We start from the raw sequence: 23,390 nt of genomic DNA on the forward strand, positions 1-23,390 counted from the left end.
GCAAATCGTTACCAATACGAGGCAGCCTCCGCCCCTACGACGGAAACTGTCATTAAGCCGTCGCATTCTCAAAGGCATAAGCCCCCTATGACCCAAGCTGATTTTCTCAAAAGCCCGCTGCCACCCGCTCAGGAATTCCCGGATCTCAACCTGTCCGGACCGGGGCGCTTCTACAACCGCGAGCTGAGCTGGCTGGGGTTCAACTGGCGCGTTCTGGAAGAGGCGGAAAACCCCCGCGTACCGTTGCTGGAGCGGGTGCGGTTTTTGTCGATCTCGGCGGCCAATCTGGATGAATTCTACACCGTGCGCGTGGCAGGCCTGCGCGAGCTGGCCCATGCGGGCAACCACACCCCCGCCGCCGATGGGCTGACCCCGGCAGAGCAATTGGTGCTGATCGACGAGGATGCCCGCCGCCTGATGGCCGAACAGCAGCGCGTCTTGGGCGTCCTAAAGGACCAGCTTGCCGCCGAGGGCATCCACGTCGTCACCCGCAAAGAGCTGACCGAGGCCGACCGCAGCCATCTTAACGAGGCCTACCTCAATCAGGTCTTTCCCGTGCTGTCGCCGCTGGCGATTGATCCGGCGCACCCTTTCCCGTTCATCGCCAATATGGGCTACTGTCTGGCGCTGCAACTGGAGCGCAACCGCGACAAACGCCCCCTACAGGCGTTGCTGCCGATCCCCGCACAGATCGACCGCTTTATGACGCTGCCGTCCGAGGCGGGCACCCACCGGTTCATCCTGCTCGAAGATGTGGTCTTGCTGCATATCGATTCGCTCTTCCCCGGGTACAAGGAAAAGGACCACTTCGGCTTTCGCGTGCTGCGCGACAGCGATCTCGAGGTCGAGGAAGAGGCCGAAGATCTGGTCCGCGAATTCGAGGTCGCGCTAAAACGCCGCCGCCGTGGCGAGGTGGTGCGTCTGACCGTCAGCACCGGCGCGCCCAAAGGGCTGCGCGAGATCGTCATGCGTGAACTGCACGTCACCCCCGACGAGGTGATCGAACTCGACGGTATGGTGGGCGTGGCTGCGACCAAGGAGCTGGTGCTCGACGCGCGCCCCGATCTGCTGTGGCCCACCTTTACCCCGCGCGTGCCGGAACGGGTGCAGGATCACGACGGCAACATGTTCGACGCGATCAAGCAAAAGGACATGCTGCTGCACCACCCCTACGAGACATTCGATATGGTGGTGCGGTTTCTGGCGCAGGCGGCGCAGGACCCCAACGTGGTGGCGATCAAACAGACGCTCTATCGTACGTCGCGGAACTCTCCGATTGTCGAGGCGCTGTGCGAGGCGGCAGAGGACGGCAAATCCGTCACCGCTCTGGTCGAGCTGAAGGCGCGTTTCGACGAGGCCGCCAACATCCGCCAGTCGCGCAGGCTGGAACGGTCGGGGGCCCATGTGGTCTATGGCTTTCTGGATTGGAAAACCCACGCCAAGATCAGCCAGGTGGTGCGCCGCGAGGGCAACAAGCTGGTCACCTACACCCATTGGGGCACCGGGAACTACCACCCGATTACGGCCAAGATCTATACCGATCTGTCGTTCTTTACCTGTGATGCCGCACTGGGGCGGGATGCGGCGAAGCTGTTCAACTACCTGTCGGGCTACGCCATGCCGGAAGGTCTGGAAAATCTCTATATCGCGCCGCATTCGCTGAAATCCGGCATGATCGAGATGATCGAGAAAGAGATCGAACACGCCAAGTCAGGCAAACCGGCGCAGATCTGGATCAAGATGAACTCGCTGATCGAACCGGACATGATTGACGCGCTGTATCGGGCCAGCCAGGGCGGCGTGCAGGTGGACTGTGTGATCCGCGGCATCTGCGGCTTGCGCCCCGGCATCAAAGGTCTGTCGGAGAACATCCGCGTCAAAAGCATCGTGGGCCGGTTTCTGGAACATTCCCGCATCGCATGTTTCGGCAACGGACATGGCCTGCCACATGCGAAATCGCGGGTCTTTATTTCCTCGGCCGACTGGATGGGGCGCAACCTGAACCGTCGCGTCGAAACCGGCGTGGAGATCATGAACGCTACGGTGAAGGCTCAGATCGTGTCGCAGATCATGGCGGCCAATCTGGCAGATACGGCGCAAAGCTGGGTCATGGAACCCTCGGGGCAGTTTGTGCGCCATCAGGTGCCCGCGGGCCAGTTCGCGTTTAACTGCCACCGTTTCTTTATGGAAAACCCGTCGCTGTCGGGGCGCGGCTCTGCCGGGGCCAAGGACGTGCCCAAGCTGACCCATACGGACGACTAATCTCTCTCCGAGATTATTACGTTAGATCAAGGCGGTATCCCAACAGGGTTACCGCCCCTTTTACATCTGCGGCACGGGTGTGGCCCCCTGCCCCAATGGTGCCGTGAAATGACCTCTGAGGGGCCGCAAATCGTTAAATGGAGATTAATGGCTGGGGTGCAATTTCCCTCCTGCACACACCAGTGGCGCGGACGGGTTGAAGCCCAACACGGTCCGCAACGTCAGAAAGACGGTTCTGAAACGCCGGATGACAATCCGGCCCCCCGGGCGCAAAGGCGCCAAGAACCGAAAGGCGAAACTCATGTCGAGTATTCTTACCAACAACGGGGCCACAGCTGCCCTCCAGACCCTGAAGAACATCAACCGCGCGATGGGCAACGTTCAGGAACAGATCTCCACCGGCAAGCGCGTGAACTCCTCCAAGGACAACGCAGCGGTCTGGGCGATCTCCAAATCCATGGAATCCGATGTTGCAGGCTTCAAGAAGGTCTCTGAATCCCTGTCGCTCGGCCAGGCCACCGTGTCCGTGGCCCGTCAGGGTGCGGAAACCGTTGCCGACCTGCTGACCGAAGTGAAAGAAAAGATCGTCTCCGCTCAGGAAGAGAACGTCGACCGCGAGAAGATCCAGACAGATATTGCCGCCCTGCGCGACCAGATTGGCGCCGTTGTGAACGCATCGCAGTTCAACGGCCAGTATATGCTGCAGAACACCGGCACCGAAGAAAACAGCGGCGGTATCAACGTTCTTGCCTCCATCGACCGTTCGTTTGACGGCGTGACCTCGACCGATATCCGCGTCTCCAAGGAAGACCTGACCACCACCGCAGCAGCGGCAGGATCCGTCAGCGTCGATGCAAGCCTTGGCAACACGGTTGTGGCGGGCGAAACCAATGACATCGCCACCTTCGTCGAAGACACCGCAGGCGGTCTGGCAACCGGGAACACCTACCAGTTCACCTCCGGCGGCAACCTTGGTCTGTCGGCAGACGTGGCCTATGTTGCGCGCGAAGGCGACACGTTGGATGATGTCACCTCCGGTCTGGTCATGAAGCTGAACGCACAGGCCATCGAAGACGGAATCGACGTGACCTTCAAACAAGGTGACACAACCGGCACCATCGCCATGACCAACAACACCGCAGCAGACATCGCTGTGGCCGGTGGTGAATTCCAGCAATCCGCGCTGGACGGGTCCGAGAATGACGGCACCATCGGTGGCCGCCTCGAGGTTCTGGCCGATATCGACGTCTCCACCCAGGATGGCGCTGACGCCGCTCTGGCAGTGATTGACGGTCTGATCGACGTGGCCATCGACTCTGCCGCGGCCTTCGGTTCCTCTGAAATGCGTCTGGAAACCCAGTCCGACTTTGTGTCCGGCCTGACCGACGCACTGACCTCCGGCATTGGCACATTGGTCGATGCTGATATGGAAGAAACCTCTGCACGACTGCAGGCACTGCAAGTCCAGCAACAGCTGGGCATTCAGGCGATGTCTATCGCCAACAGCGCGCCGCAGACCCTGCTGAGCCTCTTCCGCTAACGAGATAAAGCGCCCCGAGGGCGCGCGCCGGATGCGTGAAAAACTCCGCAACCGGCGCAGACCTCGGGGAGCTTTCTTCGCCCCTAAGGGACGAAGAGATATCCGCCCCAAAAGACGGGCGGTTCGCAGGCCACACCCGTGGATCTGCACGTGTCAGAAGGCGCTTTCGAAGCCGTACATGCGGCAAAACCCCCGGCGTAAAACGCCAAACAAATGGAAGCGAACAAAATGTCCAGCATTCTTACCAACCCCGGCGCAATGACTGCTCTGCAAACCCTGAAGTCGGTGAACTCCAACCTCAACGATACGCAGAACATGATTTCGACAGGCAAGCGTGTGTCCAACGCCAAGGACAATGCCGCTGTCTGGGCCATCTCGAAGAACATGGAATCCGACGTCGCCGGTTTCAAAAAGATCTCCGAGAGCCTCTCGCTGGGTCTGGCAACGATCGACGTGGCGCGCAAAGGTGCGGAAACCGTCACCGAGCTGCTGACCGAGGTCAAAGAGAAAGTCGTCGCCGCTCAGGAAGAGAACGTCGACCGCGCGAAAATCCAGACAGACATCGAAGCGCTGCGCGATCAGGTGGCTGCGGTTGTCAACGCATCCCAGTTCAACGGCCAGTATATGCTGAGCCACACCAGCGACGCCGCTGACTCTGGCAGCATCAACGTTCTTGCCTCGATCGACCGCGACTCCAGCGGCACTGTCACCTCTACCGACATCAATGTGTCCAAAGAAGACCTTGGCCAGTCCGCCGCTGTCGCGGGCACGGTTTCTGTCGATGCAGGCACCGCCGCAACCGTCAACGTGGGCGACAAAGCGACCGTTGCCACCTTCCAAGAAGACACTGCCGGTGGCCTGTCCGCAGGCAACACCTACCAGTTCACCACCGGTGGCGCGATCGGCTTGACCGCTGATGTGGCCTATGTCGCACGGGAAGGTGACGAACTGGGCGATGTTACCGCTGGTCTGGTCATCAAGCTCAACAAACAGGCCACCGAGGACGGCCTGAACATCACCTTCTCGCAAGGGGCCACCGCGGGCACCATCGAGATGACAAACGACACCGATGCCAACATTTCGGTTGTGGCGAGCGACTTCCAGCAGGCCGCTTTGGATGGCACCCAAGCGGATGGCACCATTGGTGGCCGACTGGAGGAGCTGTCGAACATCGATGTGACCACTCAGGATGGTGCTGATGCGGCTCTGGCTGTGATTGACGGCCTGATCGACATTGCCATCGACTCGGCAGCATCTTTCGGTTCGTCGCAGATGCGTATCGAAACCCAGACCGACTTTATCACCGGTCTGACCGACGCGCTCAGCTCCGGCATCGGCACCTTGATCGACGCTGATATGGAAGAAACCTCTGCCCGTCTGCAGGCACTGCAGGTGCAGCAGCAGCTGTCGGTGCAGGCTCTGTCCATCGCGAACAGCGCGCCGCAGTCCCTGCTGTCGCTCTTCCGCTAAGAGTAGCGCGCGTCCTGATGGGCGCTTTGGAGACGCAATGCATGGCCCGCCTCCGGCGGGCCATGTTGCGTTTCACCACCCGCTATCGGGTGCAATCGCAAAAACACGGCGCGTCAAAAGACCCAAATCGGGTCAAGCGTATAACCCCATGTGATAAATCTCGTTTCTTGACGCCCCTGCCCACCGCACATAATGGTCAGGTAATGGGAGACGCCAAATGAACAGTCACGACGACAGCCACGGCCACTGGGACCCCTTTGGCCGCCCCTTGTTCAACGATCCCCAGGCGCGCGCACTCAGCCGTGTAGGTGTTGTGGATATGGGGTCGAACTCTGTTCGGATGGTGGTGTTCGATGGCGCGGCCCGCAGCCCTGCCTATTTCTTTAACGAAAAGATCATGTGTGGCCTGGGCGAAGGCATGAACCAAACCGGGCATCTGAACCCCGAAGGGCGCGAACGTGCCATGGCGGCAATGCGGCGGTTCAAACTTCTGGCTGACGGAATGGAATTGTCGGACATGTCGGTGGTGGCCACGGCAGCCATGCGCGACGCCACCGACGGCGCCGAATTCCGGGCCGAGGTGGAGGCCGAGACAGGGCTGACCATCCACGTGGTTGACGGCGCAGAAGAGGCCCGGCTTTCCGCGCAAGGTGTGCTTTTGGGCTGGCCCGGGTCCTACGGGCTGGTGTGCGATATCGGCGGCTCCTCTATGGAACTGGCCGAAATTGGCGATGGCCGCGTGGGGCGGCGCATGACATCGGCGCTTGGCCCGTACAAATTGATGGATATCGACGGCGGGGCCAAAGGGCGCGCAGACCATATCAAAAACGAGCTCTCTGCGCTGGCGAATTACATGGGCACCCAGCGCGACCGCCTGTTTCTGGTCGGCGGCAGCTGGCGCGCCATTGCCCGCATTGACATGCTGCGCCGGGACTACCCCCTGCATGTCTTGCACGAATATCGCATGAGTGCCGAAAACGTCCGCGATACCATCACCTTCCTGCAAGACAACGACCACGACAAACTGCGCAAGGCGGCGGGCGTGTCGTCGACCCGAATGTCGCTGGTGCCCTATGCGGCCGATGTCCTGCAGGGGGTGATCGATTGTTTTGAACCCTCGGACATCGCGATTTCCAGCTACGGGATCCGCGAAGGGCTGTTGTATGAACAAATGCCGCAGCAGCTCCGCGACCGCGATCCGCTGATCGAGGCCTGCCGCGTGGCCGAAGCGCGCGACGCCCGCCTGCCCGGCTTTGGTCGGCAGCTTTACGAATTCGTCCTGCCCCTGTTTGGCGAGATTTCCCCCGCGCGCAAACGCCTGATCCACGCGGCATGCCTGCTCCATGACGTCAGCTGGCGCGCGCATCCCGATTACCGGGCCGAGACCTGTTTCGACAACGCGACGCGGGCGAACCTTGGCGGCTTGAAACATTGGGAGCGGGTCTACCTCGGGCTGTCCTTATTGCACCGCTACAAGAACAAGCGCGAAGGCACCCGGTTTGCCGACATGTACGACCTGCTCGACAAGGCCCATCAGGACGAGGCGGAGGTTCTGGGCAAGGCCATGCGGTTCGGCGCGATGCTGTGGACTTTGGAGGCGACCGCCGGACATGCGCGGCTGTCTTGGGATGGCAAGCGTTTGTCACTGGCCTTGGACAGCGACATGATGGCGCTTTATGGCGAGGTCGGTCGCGCCCGCTTCAAATCCTTGGCGCAGGCCTTGGGTGCAGAAGACTACGGTGTCGAAGCGGCCTGAAGGGCCGTTACAGCTCGATCTCTTCCGGCGTCTCACCCACCGGCGCGTCTGGCGCCGGCGGCGTCTTACGGCGGATCACGATGTCCCCGTTATCGCGCATTTCAGGAGGATGGTAGGCTGACCAGTCCTCGACCTCCTCTAGAATATCGCGCAGGGCGGGACCCATTTCTGTCAGAAAATCCTGCATCATCGGCTGGAATTCCCGCATCGCCCCCTGCAGCTCGTCCAGTGTCGGCTCCATCTCGGACATCAGCCCGCGAAAGAACAAGCGTGCCCCTTCTTGCATCAGGTCAAATCCCCCGTCGTCGTCTTGGGCGGCGAGAGGTGACGCGATCAAAAGGCACAGGGCTGCGTGGCGTATCATACACCAAAGGTAACGCCGCGCAGCCAAACCGCAAGGGCGGCGTTCAGATCGACAGATCCAGCGTCACCGGAAAATGGTCCGAGGCGTCAAGCAGCGCCTTGCGCAAGGCGTCATCCTGCCAACACTGCGGGTCGTCGAACGGGTGCCAGATCCGCCAACGTGGCATATGCCGCCTGCGCAGGCCATCAGACACCATGATGTAATCCAAAAGGGCCTGCAGGTACCGCTGCTCATGTTCTAGATAGAACCGCGCGGTCGTTGGCTGGGCGCTGATCCGGCTGACCAAGGCGCGCGAAGCATGCGGATCATACAGCGCATGCGGCGGCTGGCCGAGGATAATCTCCACCGAAGACTTGCCAAAGAGATGTTCGAATTCATCCAGCCCCGGACCGTCGTTGAGATCCCCCAGAACGATCACCTCCTCCCCCGCTTCAAGCAAGCTGTCGATCCTGCGCCGCAGCCAGACCGCCTGCGCCAATTGTTTGCGCCGGTTGGCGATGGACAGGCGCAACACATCCTCGGGCGACTTTGCGCCATGGGGGGCTTTGGATTTCAGGTGCGCACCGATCATGCGGAATTCGGCGCCATCCACCGTCTTTGCCTGCAGCTCTAGCGGTGGTTTGGAAAACCGCACCGCATCGGGCGCCGCGTCCACATCCAGATCAATCGCGAAGACATCGTCGAACCGCGGTGCATCCGGCCCCGCGCCGGGATCATGGGTCACGGACAACACAGCCGGATCGTACATCAGCGCGATTTCCTGCTGCGTGTCATTGGTAAAGCCGGTCACCACCGCCGAGGTCCGCAGGCCAAATTCCTCTGCGAAACGGGACAGTGCGCGGGTGGACGACCGCCGCGCGGAGGTATCGGGGGCCTCGATCACCATGACAGCGTCGGCATCCATGGCACGGAACACCTGCGCCAAGGCGGTGATTTGCTGGCGGCGTGGCAGTTTGCGCCGCGCGGTGATCACATCGTCAACCAGCAACGCCCCGTCATCGTCAAACAGAGCGTCGAACCATTCCACGTTATAGGTTGCGATCCGCACCGATCAGGCTGCCGTCCGGGTCGAGATTTCTTCCCAAGCGCGATTGATGTCGGCCATGCGCCGCTCCGCGATTTTGAGCGCCTCTTCCGGCACGCCACGCGCGATCATCGTATCAGGATGGCTGTCGCGCACCATCTGCCGCCAGTGTTTGCGGATGTCGGGCAGCGGCGTGTCAGGTGTCACCCCAAGCACCGTATAGGGATCGGATGCGCAATCGGGCACCCAACGGGCGCGCAGGCTGCGAAACCGCATCTCGTCCATCTCGAAGGCCTCGGCCACACTGGACAAAAACGCATCCTCCGCCGGATGATACCGGCCGTCGGCCATGGCGATGTGAAACAGGCCTTCCATCACGTCGCACAGAACGCTGTGGTTGTCGTCAAACATTTTGCGGATCCGGCGGGCGTAGTCCTCGAACCCGGCCACATCCTGACGGGCCAGATTGAACACGCGGGCGGCATTCTCTTCCTCTTCGGGGGCGATGCGGAACACCTCGCGAAAAGCCGTCACCTCCGCACGGGTCACAAGCCCGTCAGCCTTTGCCATCTTTGCCGACAGGGCGATGACCGCGATGGTAAAGGCCACCGTCCGCTCTGGCGGGGTGCGCATGCGTTCGAACAAATGGCTCAGCCCCTCGCCCGAGGTAAGCGCCGCCAATGCCTGCGTTATGCGTGACCAAATCGACATAGACCCATATTACCGCGCCGCAGCATGGGTGTCAGGACGTGAAATGTAGAATTTTCGGGAGAACTGTTTACCGCAGCTTAGGGAAGGTGGCGCTCAGGACAGAACGGTGACCCGATCCAGCTCGCGGATTTCGGCACGCAGCCCGGCTGTCCCGTTGGTAAAGCTCACCATCGGCGCATCCAGATATGGCGCCAGCAGGGCCTTGAGCTCATCTGCGCGCGGGTGCCGCACCTCCAGCCCGGTCAGTGCCACGTCGTCTCCGGCAAGGCTTTTGCCCGGCGGCACGGGCACATGCCACTGGATCAGCGCCGGAAACAACCCGTCAAAAGGCAGCAGACCGTCCTCTGGCACAGCCATGGTCCAGCTTAGCCCACCGCGCGTCAGATGCACCGCCCGCCCCGCCATGGGCAAGGCCGCAATGGCCGCATCGATATCGTCGACCGTACAAACCCACTTATCCAACCGCGCAGGGCCCGTAAAATGGTCCAGCCCGAACCAGCGCGCCCCCTCGACCGGCGGGCCAGAGGGATCGATTGCAATGGCTTCGAGATACAGAGCCGGGTTCAGTCCCATCAACTGGTTATGGGTGCCAAACCTTGGATGGGCGCCGCCCCCGCCCATGGTCCGCCCTAGCGTGTGTTCCACATGGGCGATCGCCTCGGCCAAAGTTTCGCCCAGCACAGCGATGTGATCCAGTGTCAGTTTGACCATTCGTTAACCTTCATGAAGCCAAGGAACGATATGTGCGCTTTGCGCCGCTGCAAAGCGCAAAAGTTGCGTTTTCACGTTGAAAATTGCGCCAAACACCCCATTTTGCCACAGAACAATTACACCCAACGGGAGGATACTGGATGCTGCTTCGCGCGCTGGACCGTTTTTTCAGCCACGAGGCGTCAGGGGGCATATTACTGATGCTCTCGGCGATAGCTGCGATGATCGTGGCGAACTCGGGACTTTCTTCGATCTACGATGGCGTGCTTGGCAGTTATTTTGCCGTCACGATCAACGGCGACGGCCTTGAGAAACCGCTGATCCTGTGGATCAACGACGGTCTCATGGCGATTTTCTTCTTTCTTATCGGGCTGGAGCTGAAGGCCGAACTGCTGGAAGGCAAGCTCAAGAACCCCTCGGACGTGGTGCTGCCCGGTGTGGCGGCGATTGGTGGCATGGCCCTGCCCGCGCTGGTGTATCTTGCGTTCAACTACAGCGACCCCGCGACCGTCAATGGCTGGGCGATTCCTGCGGCGACCGACATTGCCTTTGCCCTTGGCGTGCTGGCGCTGGTCGGGGACCGTGTGCCGTCCTCGCTAAAAGTGTTCCTGCTGACGCTGGCCATTCTGGACGACATGGGCGCGATCGTAATCATCGCCCTGTTCTATACCGCCGAGCTAAAGGTCAATTACCTGTTCATGGCGCTGATCCCGCTGGCGGTCATGTGGTATCTGAACCACAAGCGCGTGCACCGCTACGCCCCGATTCTGATGCTGGGCGTCATTTTGTGGGTGCTGGTGCTGAAATCCGGTGTTCACGCGACATTGGCCGGTGTGGTCACGGCGTTCTTTGTCCCGCTGAAGGACAAGTGGGGCAAATCCCCGCTGCATTCGCTGGAACATAACCTGTCCCCTTACGTGCTCTATGTGATCATCCCTGTCTTTGCCTTCGCCAACGCGGGCGTTGTGCTGCAAGGCATGTCGCTGAGCGATCTGGCCGCACCGCTGCCCTTGGGCATCGCCTTGGGTCTGATTGTGGGCAAGCAGTTGGGCGTCTTTGGCTGTACGTGGTTGATGGTCAAACTGGGATGGGCACGCATGCCGCATGGCGCGACATGGGCGCAAATCTACGGCATCGCTTGCCTTGCGGGCATCGGCTTTACCATGTCGCTGTTCATCGGCTCGCTCAGCTTTGATGATCCGATCCTGATGAACCAGGTCCGCCTTGGCGTTTTGGGTGGCTCTATCGTGTCGGGCATTCTGGGCTATCTGGCCCTGCGTCTGTCCACCGCGCCGGACGCAGAGCCCGAGTCGCTGGCCGCCGAATAAACCCGTCTATGCGACGCAAAAAACGCGGCCTCGTGAAAACGGGGCCGCGTTTCGTTTGAATCGCTGGATGATCTTAACCGCGCGCGGAGCGGATCAGTTTCAGGATGTCCTGTGCTGCTGCGGGAATGTTTGTGCCGGGACCAAAGATCGCCTTCACCCCTGCGTTGTACAGGAAGTCATAGTCCTGCTGCGGGATCACCCCGCCACAGATCACGATGATATCCTCGGCCCCGGCGTCTTTCAGCGCCTTGACCAGTTGCGGGGCCAGCGTCTTGTGGCCCGCCGCCTGCGACGAGATCCCGACCACATGCACGTCGTTGTCAATGGCGTCCTGCGCCGCCTCATCCGGCGTCTGGAACAGCGGGCCCACATCCACGTCAAAGCCGATATCGGCAAAGGCGGTGGCAATCACCTTGGCCCCGCGATCATGGCCATCTTGTCCCATCTTGACCACCAGCAGACGCGGGCGGCGGCCCTCTTCCTCGGCGAAGGTTTCGATGGATTTCTGAATGGCGGCAAAGCCTTCGTCCCCCTCATAGGCCGCACCATAGACACCGGCGAGGGTCTTGACCTCTGCCCGGTGGCGTCCGAATTGCTTTTCCATTGCCATGCTGATCTCCCCCACGGTGGCACGGGCGCGCGCCGCTTCGACTGCGGCCTCCAACAGGTTGCCGCCCTCAGCGGCACGGCGGGTCAGCTCGTCCAGCGCCGCCTGACAGGCGGTCTCGTCACGGGTGGACCGGATCTGCGCCAGCCGCGCAACCTGCGCCTCGCGCACTTTGGCGTTGTCGATATCGAGGATGTCGAGATCCTCTTCCTTCTCCAGCCGGTATTTGTTCACCCCGACAATCACATCGGTGCCCCGGTCGATGTCGGCCTGACGGCGGGCGGCGGTCTCTTCGATGCGCAGCTTGGGCATGCCGGATTCGACGGCGCGGGTCATGCCGCCCATCTCGTCGACCTCTTCGATCAGCGCCCATGCCTTTTCCGCCAGCTCGTTGGTCAGGCTTTCGACGTAATAGGACCCCGCCAGCGGATCGACGACATTGGTCACGCCGGTTTCTTCCTGCAGCACCAACTGCGTGTTTCGGGCGATGCGGGCGCTGAATTCTGTCGGCAGGGCGATAGCTTCGTCCAGCGCATTGGTGTGCAGGCTTTGAGTCCCGCCCAGCACCGCCGACATCGCCTCGTAAGCGGTGCGGATCACGTTGTTGTACGGGTCTTGCTCGGCCAGCGACACGCCCGACGTCTGGCAATGGGTGCGCAGCATCTTGGAGCGCGGGTTCTGCGCGCCCAGATCGGTCATGATGCGATGCCACAAAAGGCGCGCGGCGCGCAGCTTGGCAATTTCCATGAAAAAATTCTTGCCGATGGCAAAGAAGAACGACAGCCGGCCCGCGAACTTGTCGATGTCCATGCCCGCTTCCATGGCGGTCTTCACGTACTCCTTGCCGTCCGCCAGCGTAAACGCCAGCTCCTGCACAAGGTTCGCCCCCGCCTCCTGCATGTGGTAGCCGGAAATCGAGATCGAGTTGAATTTGGGCATCTGGTTCGACGTGTAATCGATAATGTCCGAGATGATCCGCATCGATGGCGCGGGCGGGTAGATGTAGGTGTTGCGGACCATGAACTCCTTGAGGATGTCGTTCTGAATGGTGCCGGACAGCACGCTGCGGTCATGGCCCTGCTCCTCGCCGGTGACGATGAAATTCGCCAGCACCGGAATCACTGCCCCGTTCATGGTCATGGACACCGAAACTTTGTCCAAGGGAATGCCGTCGAACAGGATCTTCATGTCCTCGACGCTGTCGATGGCCACACCAGCTTTGCCCACATCGCCTTCGACGCGGGGGTGGTCGCTGTCATAGCCACGGTGCGTCGCCAGATCGAAAGCGACCGAGACCCCCTGCTGCCCTGCGGCGAGCGCCTTGCGGTAAAAGGCGTTCGATTCCTCGGCGGTGGAGAAGCCTGCATATTGACGGATCGTCCACGGGCGGCCCGCGTACATGGTCGCCTTCACGCCACGGGTGAACGGCTCCTGCCCCGGCAGGCTGCCCATATGCGGCAGCTCTGCGGTGTCTTCGGCGGTATAGACCGGTTTGACGGCGATCCCTTCGAGGGTGTCCCACGTCAGGTCGTCCACCGACCGGCCACGCAGTTCTTTCTCAGCGGTTTTGCGCCAGTCCTCGGGCAGCTTTGTCATTGTCTTGTCCTCTCCTCTGCGGCGTCTGTGGCGAAGTGTTCTTCGTCCGTGTCAGGGCCGCCCCTGATATCAATGTGGCCAGACCATCCGCCCCTGCGCGCAGCCAGAACAGATCGTCGACATAAGCCTCGCGCAGATGCGCGGATTGTTGGGCGTCAAACGGCATGTACCGCCCTTCTTGTGCGCCCAATGCGCCCGCCTGCCCGCCCCGCTGCAAAAGCTGCTGCCGCAGGGTGTTTGCATCCTTTGACGCGTTGCGTTGCTCGGACGTGGCCTTCGGGACATCTCGGTCTGTCACCGCAGAGAGCCACAGATCGGGACGGCTGGCGCAATCGTCGAACAATGTCACCATAATAGCGGTCTGCGGACAGGCCTGCGCGAGATCCGTGATCACATGCCGCCACGTCCTGTCGCCTTGCCCCAACGTCGCGATCCGTGCGGCATCGGGAACATCGACCCCGCGATCAATCAGATAGGCCAGCAGCGACGCCCACCACAGATCCAGCGCGCGGATCTGCAAGACAATCGCGTCCACCGGACCTGTGACAGCGACCATCTGCCCAAGACGCGGACCCGCATCCAGATACAGCGCCCCCTCGCGCAGACATTTGCGCGGCATACCGAGCATGTTTTCGTCGGAAATTAGCAAGATAGGAGTTTGCACATCGCGGATCTGCGCTGCCAGCCGATCCGCTGCCGCGGGGTCGCCCCCCATCGCGTCATGTAGTCGTCCATCGCGGGTTTGACGCGGTCCCCAAACCGTCACCCCGAGGGACTTCAGCGTGCCGCGTTGAGCGCGGCAAAAGCTCTGCAGGCTTGTCGTCGCCGTGCGATGCGCCCCCACATGCAAGATCAGTCCCATCGCCGCAGCCACCCCTGACAGTTGCCCGACCACCCCACTGTGATCGCTTTGCATCGGGGCCGAGTATCCGGCGCAGCCCTTTGGCATCCTGTTAAAGGTAAAATTTTCATTGGGCGTCTTGTCGCAGCCCTGTGCGGCTGCGGCCCAAGAGTTTATATAGAGCTTTATGAAAAGGTTCTTCGCTTTGAGCGGGCTTTGCGCCCAGATGTTGCTGGCCGCGCCTGTTGTAGCCGCCGAAAACGATCCCGTTGTGGACATTGTGGTGCCGGCCGCCGACACCACGCTGGAAGACTGGCTGTGGGTCAAACGCCCCGTTGTGGTCTTTGCCGACAGCCCAAACGACCCCAGATTTCGTGAACAGATCGAACTTTTGCTCGACCGTCCCGATGCGCTGGACGACCTCGATGTGGTTGTGATCACCGACAGCGACCCCGCCGCGCGCAGCGCGGTGCGGCAGGCCCTGCGGCCACGGGGCTTTGCGCTGGTGGTCTTGGCCAAAGACGGCACCATCGTCACACGCAAGCCGCGCCCTTGGTCGGTGAGAGAGATCAGCCGCTCCATCGACAAGTTGCCGCTGCGACAGGACGAGCTGCGCAGCCAATAATCCGCGCGCCCTAGATCGTGCCCCGCATAAAAAACAGCAGCCGATTTGGGCGATGCAACATCATAAAGGCGTTGGCCGCAGGATCGTAGATCGCCAGCGTGTCCGGCGTCGTCAGCGCGTAATAGGCGTCGATCTGGAACTGGTCGTCCATGCATTCCATCGCCGGTCCGATGAAGCTGGAAATCAGGCCGACGCCCTCTTCGAGACTGATCGACATCACCTGTTCGGACACCTCGTTCGGCGTCGCGTCCGTCACGTCGAAGGCGACAACCCGCCCCTGTTTGATCAGGCGCAGCCCCGCGCGCACATCGGACACCACAGCCACCGGACGCCGCGTGCCCTGCGAGACCAGCTGAAAAATCGCCGCCGTACATTGCCCTTGGGATTCGAAACGCAGCGTTTTGCTGATGTAGAAATAGCTCGCCAGTTCCTCGCGCAGCGTCTCTTCGCGGTCGAGCGGACCACACCCGGCAAGCAGCAACAGCGCGCTCAGCAGCACGACCCGCAACGGCAATATGGCATAGACAGACATCATCGTAGGCAGTGCTGACAGAAAACACTTTAGGAAAGGTTGCCTGCCTCATGCGGCATCCTCGGCCCCAAGGGCCGCCCGCCGCACCATGATAACCCCGCCGATCACAAACAACAGCGCATAGCCGCCAATGCTGCCTTGTCCGACGGTCAGAACGCCTGCGTAGACCAGCGCAAACACCAGCCCCATCACCGCCAGAACGATGACAGGTCCAAGCAGGTAGTAGCCCCAACCGAGGTCGAGGTTCAAAAGCAACCCCATCAGCGTCAGATACAGCCCATAGCCCAGCCCCAGCGCGAGGATCGCCACCGACAAGGCGGTGCCAAAGATGAACCACGTCGCACCGTCAGAGGGCACAGCCGTCCAAAAGCCCATCGCCGCCACACCGCTCAGCACCAGCCCGGCCACAAAGGCCAGCGCGTGCATGAGCCATATGGCGGCGACGTGGCGCATTTTATTCAAATTCCATGATCACATCGTCCACCGCGAGGCTGTCACCGGCGGCGGCGTTGATCTTGGCCACGATGCCCTTTTTCTCGGCCCGAAGGATGTTTTCCATCTTCATCGCCTCGACGGTACACAGCGCTTGGCCTTCCTGCACCTCTTGGCCCTCTTCGACGTCGACCTTTACGATCAACCCCGGCATCGGGCAGAGCAGCAGCTTGGAGGTATCGGGCGGCAGCTTTTCGGGCATCAGACGCGCCAGTTCCGCCTGACGCGGGCTGCGCACGTTGACCTTTAGATCCGCGCCACGGGTGCGCAGGCGGAAGCCTTGGGTGATCTTGTCGACCTTCAGCACCAGCGGCGCGCCCTCGACGGTCATCCGCGCAAGGCTGTTGCCGGGGGTCCAGTCCCCTTCGACCCGCAGCGCTTGGCCGTCCGCAAAACGCACCGTGGCCCCGTCGTGATCCGCGTCAATGCTGACGTCGAAATCAACGCCCTGCAGCGCCACGTTCCAGTCGGTGCCGACGCGGCGTTCGTGATTGCCCAAGGTGCCGGTCACGCGGGTGCGCCGGATCTCGGCCACACGGTTCATGGCCGCAGCCGCCGCCGCCACATGGCGCAAATGCGCATCGTCCAGCATCACGCCCTCGAACCCGTCGGGGTATTCTTCGGCGATAAAGGCCGTGGTCATCTCGCCCGAGATGAACTTCGGGTGATCCATCACGGCTGCCACGAATGGCAGGTTGTGACCGATCCCCTCGACCTCGAAACTGTCGAGCGCGTTGCGCATCACCTCGATCGCAGCCTCGCGCGTGGGGGCCCAAGTGCACAGCTTGGCGATCATCGGGTCGTAGAACATCGAGATCTCGCCGCCCTCGAACACGCCTGTGTCATTGCGCACGATCCCCTCGCCCAAGGGGCCCTCGGCGGGTGGGTTGTAACGCGTCAGACGCCCGATGGAGGGCAGGAAGTTGCGATACGGATCCTCGGCATACAGGCGGTTTTCGATGGCCCAGCCGTTGATTTTGACGTCATCCTGCATGATCGTGAGCGGCTCGCCATTGGCCACGCGGATCATCTGTTCCACCAGATCCACGCCGGTGATCAGCTCCGTGACGGGATGTTCCACCTGCAAACGTGTGTTCATTTCAAGGAAGTAGAAATTCTTGTCACCATCGACAATGAATTCCACCGTACCGGCGCTCGCGTAACCCACAGCCTTGGCCAGTGCCAACGACTGCTCACCCATGGCGCGGCGCGTCTCGGGATCAAGGAAGGGCGACGGCGCCTCTTCGACGACCTTCTGGTTGCGGCGCTGAATCGAACATTCGCGTTCGTTCAGCCAAACGCCATTGCCATGGGCATCGCAGAGCACCTGAATTTCAATGTGGCGCGGCTGGGTGACGAATTTTTCGATAAAAATGCGATCATCGCCAAAGGAATTCGCCGCCTCGTTCTTGGAGCTTTGAAACCCTTCTCGCGCCTCATCGTCGTTCCACGCGATGCGCATGCCCTTGCCGCCGCCCCCGGCAGAGGCCTTGATCATCACGGGGTAGCCGATCTCGTTCGAGATCTTCACCGCTTCTTCGGCATCCTCGATCAGGCCCATATAGCCGGGCACGGTCGACACACCGGCCTCCTGGGCAATCTTTTTCGAGGTGATCTTGTCGCCCATCTTTTCGATCGCGCCTTTGGGCGGGCCGACAAAGGCCACGCCTGCGGCCTCCAGCGCTTCGGCGAATTTGGCGTTCTCGGACAAAAAGCCGTAGCCGGGATGGACCGCCTGCGCGCCGGACTGTTTGATCGCGTCCATCACCTTGTCGATGACGATGTAGGATTGATTGGCGGGTGGCGGGCCGATGTGGATCGCCTCGTCCGCCATCTCTACGTGCAGCGCGTTCTTGTCGGCATCCGAATAGATCGCGACGGTCTGGATGCCCATCTTGCGCGCGGTCTTGATGACACGGCAGGCGATTTCGCCCCGGTTGGCGATCAGGATCTTGTTAAACATTTCGGTCCCTTTTTCTCCCTCGTGTCGTGTGACACGTCTAGTGCACGCGAAAACGCCGCCCGACCCGAAGGGGTCGAACGGCGTTCGCACATAACAAATTGGGCAGACGTTACGCCTGCACCAAAAACTGGATCAGTTGCACAGCTGCGGGGTGATGTCGTCACACACAACGCCTGCCGCGCCGCCGATGGCCGCGCCTGCTGCAACGTTGCTGCCCGTGGCTGCGGCGCCGGCTGCACCGATGCCCGCGCCCAATGCGCCGCGCTCCAGGTCAGTGCCTTCGCAAGCCGCAAGGCCAAGTGTGGATGCCGCTGCAAATGTAAGGGCAAGAATACGCATGATATGTCCTCTCTGTTCCGAGCCATCGCTCGCCGGTCGAATGTACCGTTGAACGTGGCAAGCGCCAGAAAGGTTCCCGCGCTATGGCAGTTCTCTGCCAAATTTTCGAAAAAATCGCCGTAAACCCGCCGACGGTTGCGAATATCAGCAGCGCGAGGGGTATTGCGAACACTGGCCGATGCTGTCCGCGGCGTCGCTGCGATGCAGGACGGGTTTCGGTGTGCTGGCCGCCCGCGTGACTTCGCGCTGCGAAGCCAAGAGGTTCGCGCAAGACGCAAGGACCGCGAAGGCCGAAACCGCAAGGGATAGTCGTGCGTAGCGCATATGGATGCCTCTGCTGCCTGCCTGTCCCCAAAGGATATGCCAGAACCGCGCGAAATCCACGGAAAAACAACCGCTCCGGCGTTCTCGCGCAACGGCAACGCCGTAACCGCCCGGCGGGGCGATCGTTCCGGGGACACGGCCGACCGCCCCTTCTTGGGGGAAAGAACAGGGGCGGAACGAAAGACGGAATGCAGCCGAAGCCCCTGTACTGAACCCAGATTTGCAAACCCCAACCGTTCTGCATAGCAGCATTTGCCAACCCCGGCAGGATCGGCAGCGTGCCGCGCAAAAGTGGAAGGGATCGGCAAATCCACGCGCATCACTTTTCCCACGGCTCCGCTTCTTCGAAGGCCTCTGGGAAAGACGCGCGCGCGGCGGTCTCGTCGATGATCAACATCGCCTCGTAGTCGGTGGGATCAAAGGTGTCGGGGTCGTAGGGCAGCACCTCGCGCCCGAACAGCCAGGACAGACGTCCCGCGTCCAGATTGCCGCGCTCAAACGGCTGGTCGCCAAAGTAGTGCCAGAGCGCCGACATAAAGACCCAGTCGGCCTTGCGGTCGGGCGGACGGCGGTCGCGGTAGCGTTCGCGCCGGATGATCTCGGTCGCGCCCTTGGGATTGGCGCGGCGAACCGTGAATTGGAAATCAGTCCCCGGAAGACGCCCGGGGAAGCCGCGATGCTTCAGCATACCCGGCCCTTTCTGTTGGGGGCCGTTGCAGCCGTGCTCGATAGGAATGTCGGGACGAGAGCGAACCCCCGCCCCGATAGGGTCTTACTTGTACTTGCCGGTGTACACGGGCTCGACCGAGATGGGCTCGGGATCGACCACAACGTACTCTTCTTCTTCCTGCTGTGCGCAAGCTGCGAGGCCTGCGACAACCGAAAGCATAGCAAGAAGCTTGATGCTCTTGGACATCTCTTACTCCTGTCAAAATTCGGGGTTGCGGATGATCCCGCCCCCCGTTCCGTGGTGCCGATTGCTGATTTGCAATCGAGTGACAGGATAACGCCTGACTTTGGGAAAAGATACGTACCCGCGATAAGTGAGTTGGGCTGTGACGTGGAAGACGCATAACGTTGTCCACAGCCACGGTGACCCGCAACATATTGTGGATTCATCAGAAAGCCTCCCAAATACAGAGTCCTTCCACAACCGTGTAACTCTCGAAAAACTGGCGTACCATCGGCGTCATCTCGCCGAAATCGACAGGCTCGGCCATGAGGGTCAGCACGATGCGTTCGGGGGTTTGCCCTGCTGCGATCAGCCGCGGCACCGCATCCTCGGCACACAGGCGCTGCATGTCATCGGCGACGAGCGCATAGTCGATTTCCGCGTCAGAGAGTTGCGGCGCGACATAGCGCACGCGATACAGCGGTGCTTCGTCAATGTCGTCGTGAAACGCCACCTCGATCCCGCTGGTCGAAAGGATTTGCGCCGATGCGCTGCCTGCGCTCACGCCCAGCGCAGCGACAATCATAAAGCAGCCCCGACACAGTCGTCCGAAGACGCCCGCTCCTCCCGCCGGGGCCGCCATCGCGGCAGGCGCACCTGCCACGTTGTGTTCGTTTGCCATGGTCATGCGTCCCTCCGCGCCCAAGCCGACCACCGGGCGCGCCGCGCCGGATCGTCAAGAAGGGTTTGGATCTGAGACTCGATACCGTGAGGAATGCGACCATTTACGCGCCCGCCAGCGGTAACATCCAAACCCGCTCCGGTAAAGCAAATTTGAACAGCAGGGGCAAAGCCGCGCAACCCCTGAAGGGCGCGCCACATGTCCTGCCGGATCTGGCGCGCGAGACGGGCGGGCCGCAGATCATCAAACCGCGCGCTCGCGGCAATATCGAATTGCGCAGGCCATTGGCGCGTCAGCAGGTAACGCCCCTCCCCGCGCGCCTCGATCCAGCCGCCCCGCAATTGTCTGATCTGCTGATCCGCCACGTGCCTGATCCCTTACAACGGAATGTTGTCGTGCTTTTTCCACGGGTTCGACAGCTGCTTGCCGCGCAGCATGGCAAAGGCCTTGGCCACGCGCCGCCGCGTGGATTTCGGCTGGATCACCTCATCGATAAAGCCCCGCTCTGCCGCCACAAAGGGATTGGCAAACCGGTCTTCGTATTCCTGCGTATGGGCCGCGATCTTGTCGGCATCTCCCAGATCGGCGCGATGGATGATCTCGGTCGCGCCCTTGGCCCCCATCACAGCGATTTCAGCGGTGGGCCAGGCATAGTTCACGTCGCCGCGCAGGTGCTTGGACGACATCACATCATAGGCGCCGCCATAGGCCTTGCGGGTGATCACCGTGACCTTGGGCACCGTCGCTTCGCCATAGGCGAACAGCAGCTTTGCACCGTGTTTGATAACCCCGCCGTATTCCTGCGCCGTCCCCGGCAAGAAGCCCGGCACATCCACCAAGGTCAGGATCGGGATTTCGAAACAGTCACAGAAGCGCACAAAACGCGCGGCCTTGCGGCTGGAATCAATGTCCAGACAGCCCGCCAGCACCATCGGCTGGTTGGCCACAACGCCCACGGTCTGCCCTTCGAGGCGGATGAAACCTGTGATGATGTTGCCCGCGAAATCCTTTTGGATCTCGTAGAAATCACCCTCATCCGCGACCTTCACGATCAGCTCCTTCATATCATAAGGCGCGTTCGCGTTATCGGGGATAATCGTATCCAGCGATGTCTCGATCCGGTCCACATCGTCAAAGAAGGGGCGCACGGGCGGCTTTTCGCGGTTGTTGAGCGGCAGGAAATCGACCAGACGGCGCACCTCGGCCAAAGCCTCTACATCGTTTTCAAACGCCCCGTCCGCGACAGAGGATTTCTTTGTATGGGTGGCTGCGCCCCCCAGTTCCTCGGCGGTAACGACCTCGTTCGTGACGGTTTTCACCACGTCGGGGCCGGTGACAAACATGTAAGAGCTGTCTTTTACCATAAAGATAAAGTCGGTCATCGCAGGCGAATAGACCGCCCCGCCCGCACAGGGCCCCATGATCACAGAAATCTGCGGCACCACGCCAGAGGCCAGCACATTGCGCTGGAAAATCTCGGCATAGCCTGCAAGCGCGTCAACGCCCTCTTGGATGCGGGCACCGCCGGAATCGTTCAGACCGATCACCGGCGCGCCATTCTGCATGGCCATGTCCATGATCTTGCAAATCTTTTGCGCGTGGGTGGCAGAGACCGATCCGCCCAGCACCGTAAAGTCCTGCGAGTAGACATAGACCATGCGGCCATTGATCGTGCCCCAGCCGGTCACCACGCCGTCGCCGTAGGGGCGGTTTTGCTCCATCCCGAAATCGGTGCAGCGGTGCGCGACGAAGGTGTCATATTCCTCGAAAGAGCCCTCATCCAGCAACAGCTCGATCCGTTCGCGCGCGGTCAGCTTGCCCTTGGTGTGCTGCGCGTCGATCCGCTTTTGCCCGCCCCCGAGGCGCGCGCTTTCGCGGCGATCGTGCAATTCCTGAATGATGTCTTTCATCGCAAAGGCCCCTTTTGGTTCACCGCGAACATACAGGCTGGGCAGGGCTGCTCAAGCACTTCCTCGCAAATTTGCAAACTATGAAAATACGACACGAAGCTAATTGCAAATTAGAAAAGTATATATGCCTGCGACACGTAATTCGTGGACAAACCGCCCCTCGCGCACTACCGATCCCGCATGAGCATAGCACAGCCTGCGCGGTTTCTCGACCGCAGTACCCCGCCCCATATCATGACACTGGTCCTGCTGGCCGGCATGTCCGCGTTGGTAATGAACATCTTTGTTCCCAGCCTGAAGATCATGGCCGATTGGTACCAGACCGATTACGCCACGATGCAGCTTGCCGTATCGCTTTACCTTGGGGTGAACGCCGCGCTGCAGCTGGTGGTCGGCACGCTGTCCGACCGGTTCGGGCGCAGACCCGTCATTCTGTGGGGCATGGGCATCTTCATCGCCGCGACCATTGGCTGCGCACTAGCCCCTACGGTCGGGATGTTCTTGTTTTTCCGAATGGTGCAATCCTCTGTGGTGGTGGGCATGGTGCTTAGCCGCGCGGTGGTGCGCGATCTTTACCCCCCCGATCAAGCGGCCTCGATGATCGGCTATGTCACTATGGGCATGTCTCTGGTGCCGATGATTGCCCCCATCATCGGCGGGGCCTTTGCCGAAATCTTTGGCTGGCATGCAAACTTCTGGCTGATGGGCGCGATCGGGCTGCTTATCATGGCGCTCGCTTGGCGCGATCTTGGGGAAACGGCCGCCCAATCGGGGCTGACATTGCGTCAGCAGTTTGCAAACTACCCCGAGCTTTTGCGCTCCCCGCGGTTTTGGGGCTATGCGCTGGCCAGCGCCTTTTCCTCGGGCGCGTTCTTTTCCTACGTCGGCGGCGCGTCCTTTGTCGGGATCGAGGTGTTTGGCCTGTCCACCGCAACACTTGGCTATTTCTTCGGTGCGCCCGCCGTAGGTTATGCGGCAGGCAACTATATCTCGGGGCGCTATTCAGCGCGGATCGGGATCAACACAATGGTCCTGTCGGGGGCGATTATCGTGTCCGCAGGCATGGCGACGCTGGCGGCGCTGTTTGCCGCAGGCTGGCAGTCCGAGTGGATCTTCTTTGGCTTCATGACCACCGTAGGCTTGGGCAACGGCATGTGCATCCCCAATGCCACCGCTGGCGCATTGTCGGTGCGTCCGCATCTGGCGGGCACCGCCTCGGGCCTTGCGGGTGCAATCATGCTGGGCGGCGGTGCTGCGCTAAGCCAGATGGCGGGTACGATGCTGACACCGGACACAGGCGCATGGCCGCTGCTGTGGATGATGCTAGGCACCTCGCTTGCCTCGATTTGCGCCATCGGTCTGGTCATCTGGCGCGAACGACAGATCAGAGGGCTGGACCTCGCCTGAGCAAAGTTGCAAAA

Annotated in this window: 22 protein-coding genes; 7 read left to right on the plus strand and 15 right to left on the minus strand. The window is 61.2% G+C overall.

Annotation, left to right across the window (positions count from 1 at the left end):
* Positions 1-87: 87 nt before the first annotated feature.
* The 4 genes from ACN5AZ_RS05120 to ACN5AZ_RS05135 all read left to right on the plus strand — a co-directional run bounded on the left by ACN5AZ_RS05120 (position 88) and on the right by ACN5AZ_RS05135 (position 7,028).
* Positions 88-2,262, plus strand: a complete 2,175-nt coding sequence (locus ACN5AZ_RS05120) for an RNA degradosome polyphosphate kinase (protein ID WP_419427784.1) — start codon at positions 88-90, stop codon at positions 2,260-2,262.
* A gap of 301 nt (positions 2,263-2,563) precedes the next feature.
* Positions 2,564-3,802: a flagellin gene (locus ACN5AZ_RS05125; protein WP_419427785.1), complete on the plus strand. Its 1,239-nt coding sequence runs from the start codon at positions 2,564-2,566 to the stop codon at positions 3,800-3,802.
* Positions 3,803-4,030: 228 nt separating this feature from the next.
* Complete coding sequence (locus tag ACN5AZ_RS05130) at positions 4,031-5,272, plus strand: flagellin (protein ID WP_419427786.1); 1,242 nt, start codon at positions 4,031-4,033, stop codon at positions 5,270-5,272.
* Between the two features lie 217 nt (positions 5,273-5,489).
* Positions 5,490-7,028, plus strand: a complete 1,539-nt coding sequence (locus ACN5AZ_RS05135) for a Ppx/GppA family phosphatase (protein WP_419427787.1) — start codon at positions 5,490-5,492, stop codon at positions 7,026-7,028.
* Between the two features lie 7 nt (positions 7,029-7,035).
* Here the strand turns inward: ACN5AZ_RS05135 and ACN5AZ_RS05140 are convergent, their stop codons facing one another.
* The 4 genes from ACN5AZ_RS05140 to ACN5AZ_RS05155 form a co-directional block, all read right to left on the minus strand.
* Entirely contained in the window at positions 7,036-7,392 is a 357-nt protein-coding gene (locus ACN5AZ_RS05140; protein WP_419427788.1) for a hypothetical protein, read from the minus strand.
* Between the two features lie 43 nt (positions 7,393-7,435).
* A complete protein-coding gene (locus tag ACN5AZ_RS05145; RefSeq protein ID WP_419427789.1) occupies positions 7,436-8,440 on the minus strand; it encodes an endonuclease/exonuclease/phosphatase family protein in 1,005 nt (334 codons plus the stop codon).
* Positions 8,441-8,443: 3 nt separating this feature from the next.
* Positions 8,444-9,127: a TerB family tellurite resistance protein gene (locus tag ACN5AZ_RS05150; RefSeq protein ID WP_419427790.1), complete on the minus strand. Its 684-nt coding sequence runs from the start codon at positions 9,125-9,127 to the stop codon at positions 8,444-8,446.
* A gap of 93 nt (positions 9,128-9,220) precedes the next feature.
* Positions 9,221-9,838: a VOC family protein gene (locus ACN5AZ_RS05155; RefSeq protein ID WP_419427791.1), complete on the minus strand. Its 618-nt coding sequence runs from the start codon at positions 9,836-9,838 to the stop codon at positions 9,221-9,223.
* A gap of 140 nt (positions 9,839-9,978) precedes the next feature.
* On the opposite strand from ACN5AZ_RS05155, the gene nhaA reads away from it, so the two are divergent.
* Positions 9,979-11,166, plus strand: a complete 1,188-nt coding sequence (gene nhaA, locus ACN5AZ_RS05160; RefSeq protein WP_419427792.1) for a Na+/H+ antiporter NhaA — start codon at positions 9,979-9,981, stop codon at positions 11,164-11,166.
* Positions 11,167-11,239: 73 nt separating this feature from the next.
* Here nhaA and scpA read toward each other — a convergent pair whose 3' ends face one another.
* Positions 11,240-13,369 (minus strand): methylmalonyl-CoA mutase, encoded by a 2,130-nt coding sequence (gene scpA, locus ACN5AZ_RS05165; RefSeq protein WP_419427793.1) that lies wholly within the window; start codon positions 13,367-13,369, stop codon positions 11,240-11,242.
* A complete protein-coding gene (locus ACN5AZ_RS05170) occupies positions 13,332-14,318 on the minus strand; it encodes a hypothetical protein (RefSeq protein ID WP_419427794.1) in 987 nt (328 codons plus the stop codon). The genes scpA and ACN5AZ_RS05170 overlap by 38 nt, the downstream gene beginning before the upstream one ends.
* Positions 14,319-14,397: 79 nt before the next feature.
* On the opposite strand from ACN5AZ_RS05170, the gene ACN5AZ_RS05175 reads away from it, so the two are divergent.
* Positions 14,398-14,835 carry a DUF4174 domain-containing protein gene (locus ACN5AZ_RS05175; RefSeq protein WP_419427795.1) on the plus strand — a complete coding sequence of 146 codons (438 nt, stop codon included), beginning with the start codon at positions 14,398-14,400 and terminating at the stop codon, positions 14,833-14,835.
* A gap of 10 nt (positions 14,836-14,845) precedes the next feature.
* Here ACN5AZ_RS05175 and ACN5AZ_RS05180 read toward each other — a convergent pair whose 3' ends face one another.
* The 9 genes from ACN5AZ_RS05180 to ACN5AZ_RS05220 form a co-directional block, all read right to left on the minus strand.
* Entirely contained in the window at positions 14,846-15,370 is a 525-nt protein-coding gene (locus tag ACN5AZ_RS05180) for a hypothetical protein (RefSeq protein ID WP_419427796.1), read from the minus strand.
* Positions 15,371-15,415: 45 nt separating this feature from the next.
* A complete protein-coding gene (locus tag ACN5AZ_RS05185; protein WP_419427797.1) occupies positions 15,416-15,793 on the minus strand; it encodes a hypothetical protein in 378 nt (125 codons plus the stop codon).
* Between the two features lie 28 nt (positions 15,794-15,821).
* On the minus strand, positions 15,822-17,822 hold the full coding sequence (locus tag ACN5AZ_RS05190) for an acetyl-CoA carboxylase biotin carboxylase subunit (protein WP_419427798.1): 2,001 nt from the start codon (positions 17,820-17,822) through the stop codon (positions 15,822-15,824).
* A gap of 132 nt (positions 17,823-17,954) precedes the next feature.
* A complete protein-coding gene (locus tag ACN5AZ_RS05195) occupies positions 17,955-18,161 on the minus strand; it encodes a hypothetical protein (protein WP_419427799.1) in 207 nt (68 codons plus the stop codon).
* 643 nt (positions 18,162-18,804) lie between these two features.
* On the minus strand, positions 18,805-19,173 hold the full coding sequence (locus ACN5AZ_RS05200) for a hypothetical protein (protein WP_419427800.1): 369 nt from the start codon (positions 19,171-19,173) through the stop codon (positions 18,805-18,807).
* A gap of 84 nt (positions 19,174-19,257) precedes the next feature.
* Positions 19,258-19,401 (minus strand): hypothetical protein, encoded by a 144-nt coding sequence (locus ACN5AZ_RS05205; RefSeq protein WP_419427801.1) that lies wholly within the window; start codon positions 19,399-19,401, stop codon positions 19,258-19,260.
* Positions 19,402-19,603: 202 nt separating this feature from the next.
* The gene (locus tag ACN5AZ_RS05210; protein ID WP_419427802.1) at positions 19,604-20,065 is read right to left on the minus strand and encodes a DUF6497 family protein; all 462 of its coding nucleotides are present in this window, start codon (positions 20,063-20,065) and stop codon (positions 19,604-19,606) included.
* Positions 20,062-20,424, minus strand: a complete 363-nt coding sequence (locus tag ACN5AZ_RS05215) for a hypothetical protein (protein ID WP_419427803.1) — start codon at positions 20,422-20,424, stop codon at positions 20,062-20,064. The genes ACN5AZ_RS05210 and ACN5AZ_RS05215 overlap by 4 nt, the downstream gene beginning before the upstream one ends.
* A gap of 12 nt (positions 20,425-20,436) precedes the next feature.
* On the minus strand, positions 20,437-21,969 hold the full coding sequence (locus ACN5AZ_RS05220) for an acyl-CoA carboxylase subunit beta (protein ID WP_419427804.1): 1,533 nt from the start codon (positions 21,967-21,969) through the stop codon (positions 20,437-20,439).
* Between the two features lie 180 nt (positions 21,970-22,149).
* Between ACN5AZ_RS05220 and ACN5AZ_RS05225 the strand changes: the two genes are divergently transcribed.
* Positions 22,150-23,376 carry a multidrug effflux MFS transporter gene (locus ACN5AZ_RS05225; protein ID WP_419427805.1) on the plus strand — a complete coding sequence of 409 codons (1,227 nt, stop codon included), beginning with the start codon at positions 22,150-22,152 and terminating at the stop codon, positions 23,374-23,376.
* Positions 23,377-23,390: the final 14 nt, after the last annotated feature.

The organism is Sagittula sp. SSi028, from assembly GCF_048553715.1.
In the GTDB taxonomy this organism is placed as follows: Bacteria; Pseudomonadota; Alphaproteobacteria; order Rhodobacterales; family Rhodobacteraceae; genus Sagittula.

What these genes read in the sequence shown, in the direction of transcription:
- ACN5AZ_RS05120 (WP_419427784.1), top strand. Translation starts at nt 88, where the DNA reads ATGACCCAAGCTGATTTTCTCAAAAGCCCGCTGCCACCCGCTCAGGAA.
- ACN5AZ_RS05125 (WP_419427785.1), top strand. Translation starts at nt 2,564, where the DNA reads ATGTCGAGTATTCTTACCAACAACGGGGCCACAGCTGCCCTCCAGACC.
- ACN5AZ_RS05130 (WP_419427786.1), top strand. Translation starts at nt 4,031, where the DNA reads ATGTCCAGCATTCTTACCAACCCCGGCGCAATGACTGCTCTGCAAACC.
- ACN5AZ_RS05135 (WP_419427787.1), top strand. Translation starts at nt 5,490, where the DNA reads ATGAACAGTCACGACGACAGCCACGGCCACTGGGACCCCTTTGGCCGC.
- ACN5AZ_RS05140 (WP_419427788.1), bottom strand. Translation starts at nt 7,392, where the DNA reads ATGATACGCCACGCAGCCCTGTGCCTTTTGATCGCGTCACCTCTCGCC.
- ACN5AZ_RS05150 (WP_419427790.1), bottom strand. Translation starts at nt 9,127, where the DNA reads ATGTCGATTTGGTCACGCATAACGCAGGCATTGGCGGCGCTTACCTCG.
- ACN5AZ_RS05155 (WP_419427791.1), bottom strand. Translation starts at nt 9,838, where the DNA reads ATGGTCAAACTGACACTGGATCACATCGCTGTGCTGGGCGAAACTTTG.
- nhaA (WP_419427792.1), top strand. Translation starts at nt 9,979, where the DNA reads ATGCTGCTTCGCGCGCTGGACCGTTTTTTCAGCCACGAGGCGTCAGGG.
- scpA (WP_419427793.1), bottom strand. Translation starts at nt 13,369, where the DNA reads ATGACAAAGCTGCCCGAGGACTGGCGCAAAACCGCTGAGAAAGAACTG.
- ACN5AZ_RS05170 (WP_419427794.1), bottom strand. Translation starts at nt 14,318, where the DNA reads ATGCCAAAGGGCTGCGCCGGATACTCGGCCCCGATGCAAAGCGATCAC.
- ACN5AZ_RS05175 (WP_419427795.1), top strand. Translation starts at nt 14,398, where the DNA reads ATGAAAAGGTTCTTCGCTTTGAGCGGGCTTTGCGCCCAGATGTTGCTG.
- ACN5AZ_RS05180 (WP_419427796.1), bottom strand. Translation starts at nt 15,370, where the DNA reads ATGATGTCTGTCTATGCCATATTGCCGTTGCGGGTCGTGCTGCTGAGC.
- ACN5AZ_RS05185 (WP_419427797.1), bottom strand. Translation starts at nt 15,793, where the DNA reads ATGCACGCGCTGGCCTTTGTGGCCGGGCTGGTGCTGAGCGGTGTGGCG.
- ACN5AZ_RS05190 (WP_419427798.1), bottom strand. Translation starts at nt 17,822, where the DNA reads ATGTTTAACAAGATCCTGATCGCCAACCGGGGCGAAATCGCCTGCCGT.
- ACN5AZ_RS05195 (WP_419427799.1), bottom strand. Translation starts at nt 18,161, where the DNA reads ATGCGTATTCTTGCCCTTACATTTGCAGCGGCATCCACACTTGGCCTT.
- ACN5AZ_RS05200 (WP_419427800.1), bottom strand. Translation starts at nt 19,173, where the DNA reads ATGCTGAAGCATCGCGGCTTCCCCGGGCGTCTTCCGGGGACTGATTTC.
- ACN5AZ_RS05205 (WP_419427801.1), bottom strand. Translation starts at nt 19,401, where the DNA reads ATGTCCAAGAGCATCAAGCTTCTTGCTATGCTTTCGGTTGTCGCAGGC.
- ACN5AZ_RS05210 (WP_419427802.1), bottom strand. Translation starts at nt 20,065, where the DNA reads ATGACCATGGCAAACGAACACAACGTGGCAGGTGCGCCTGCCGCGATG.
- ACN5AZ_RS05220 (WP_419427804.1), bottom strand. Translation starts at nt 21,969, where the DNA reads ATGAAAGACATCATTCAGGAATTGCACGATCGCCGCGAAAGCGCGCGC.
- ACN5AZ_RS05225 (WP_419427805.1), top strand. Translation starts at nt 22,150, where the DNA reads ATGAGCATAGCACAGCCTGCGCGGTTTCTCGACCGCAGTACCCCGCCC.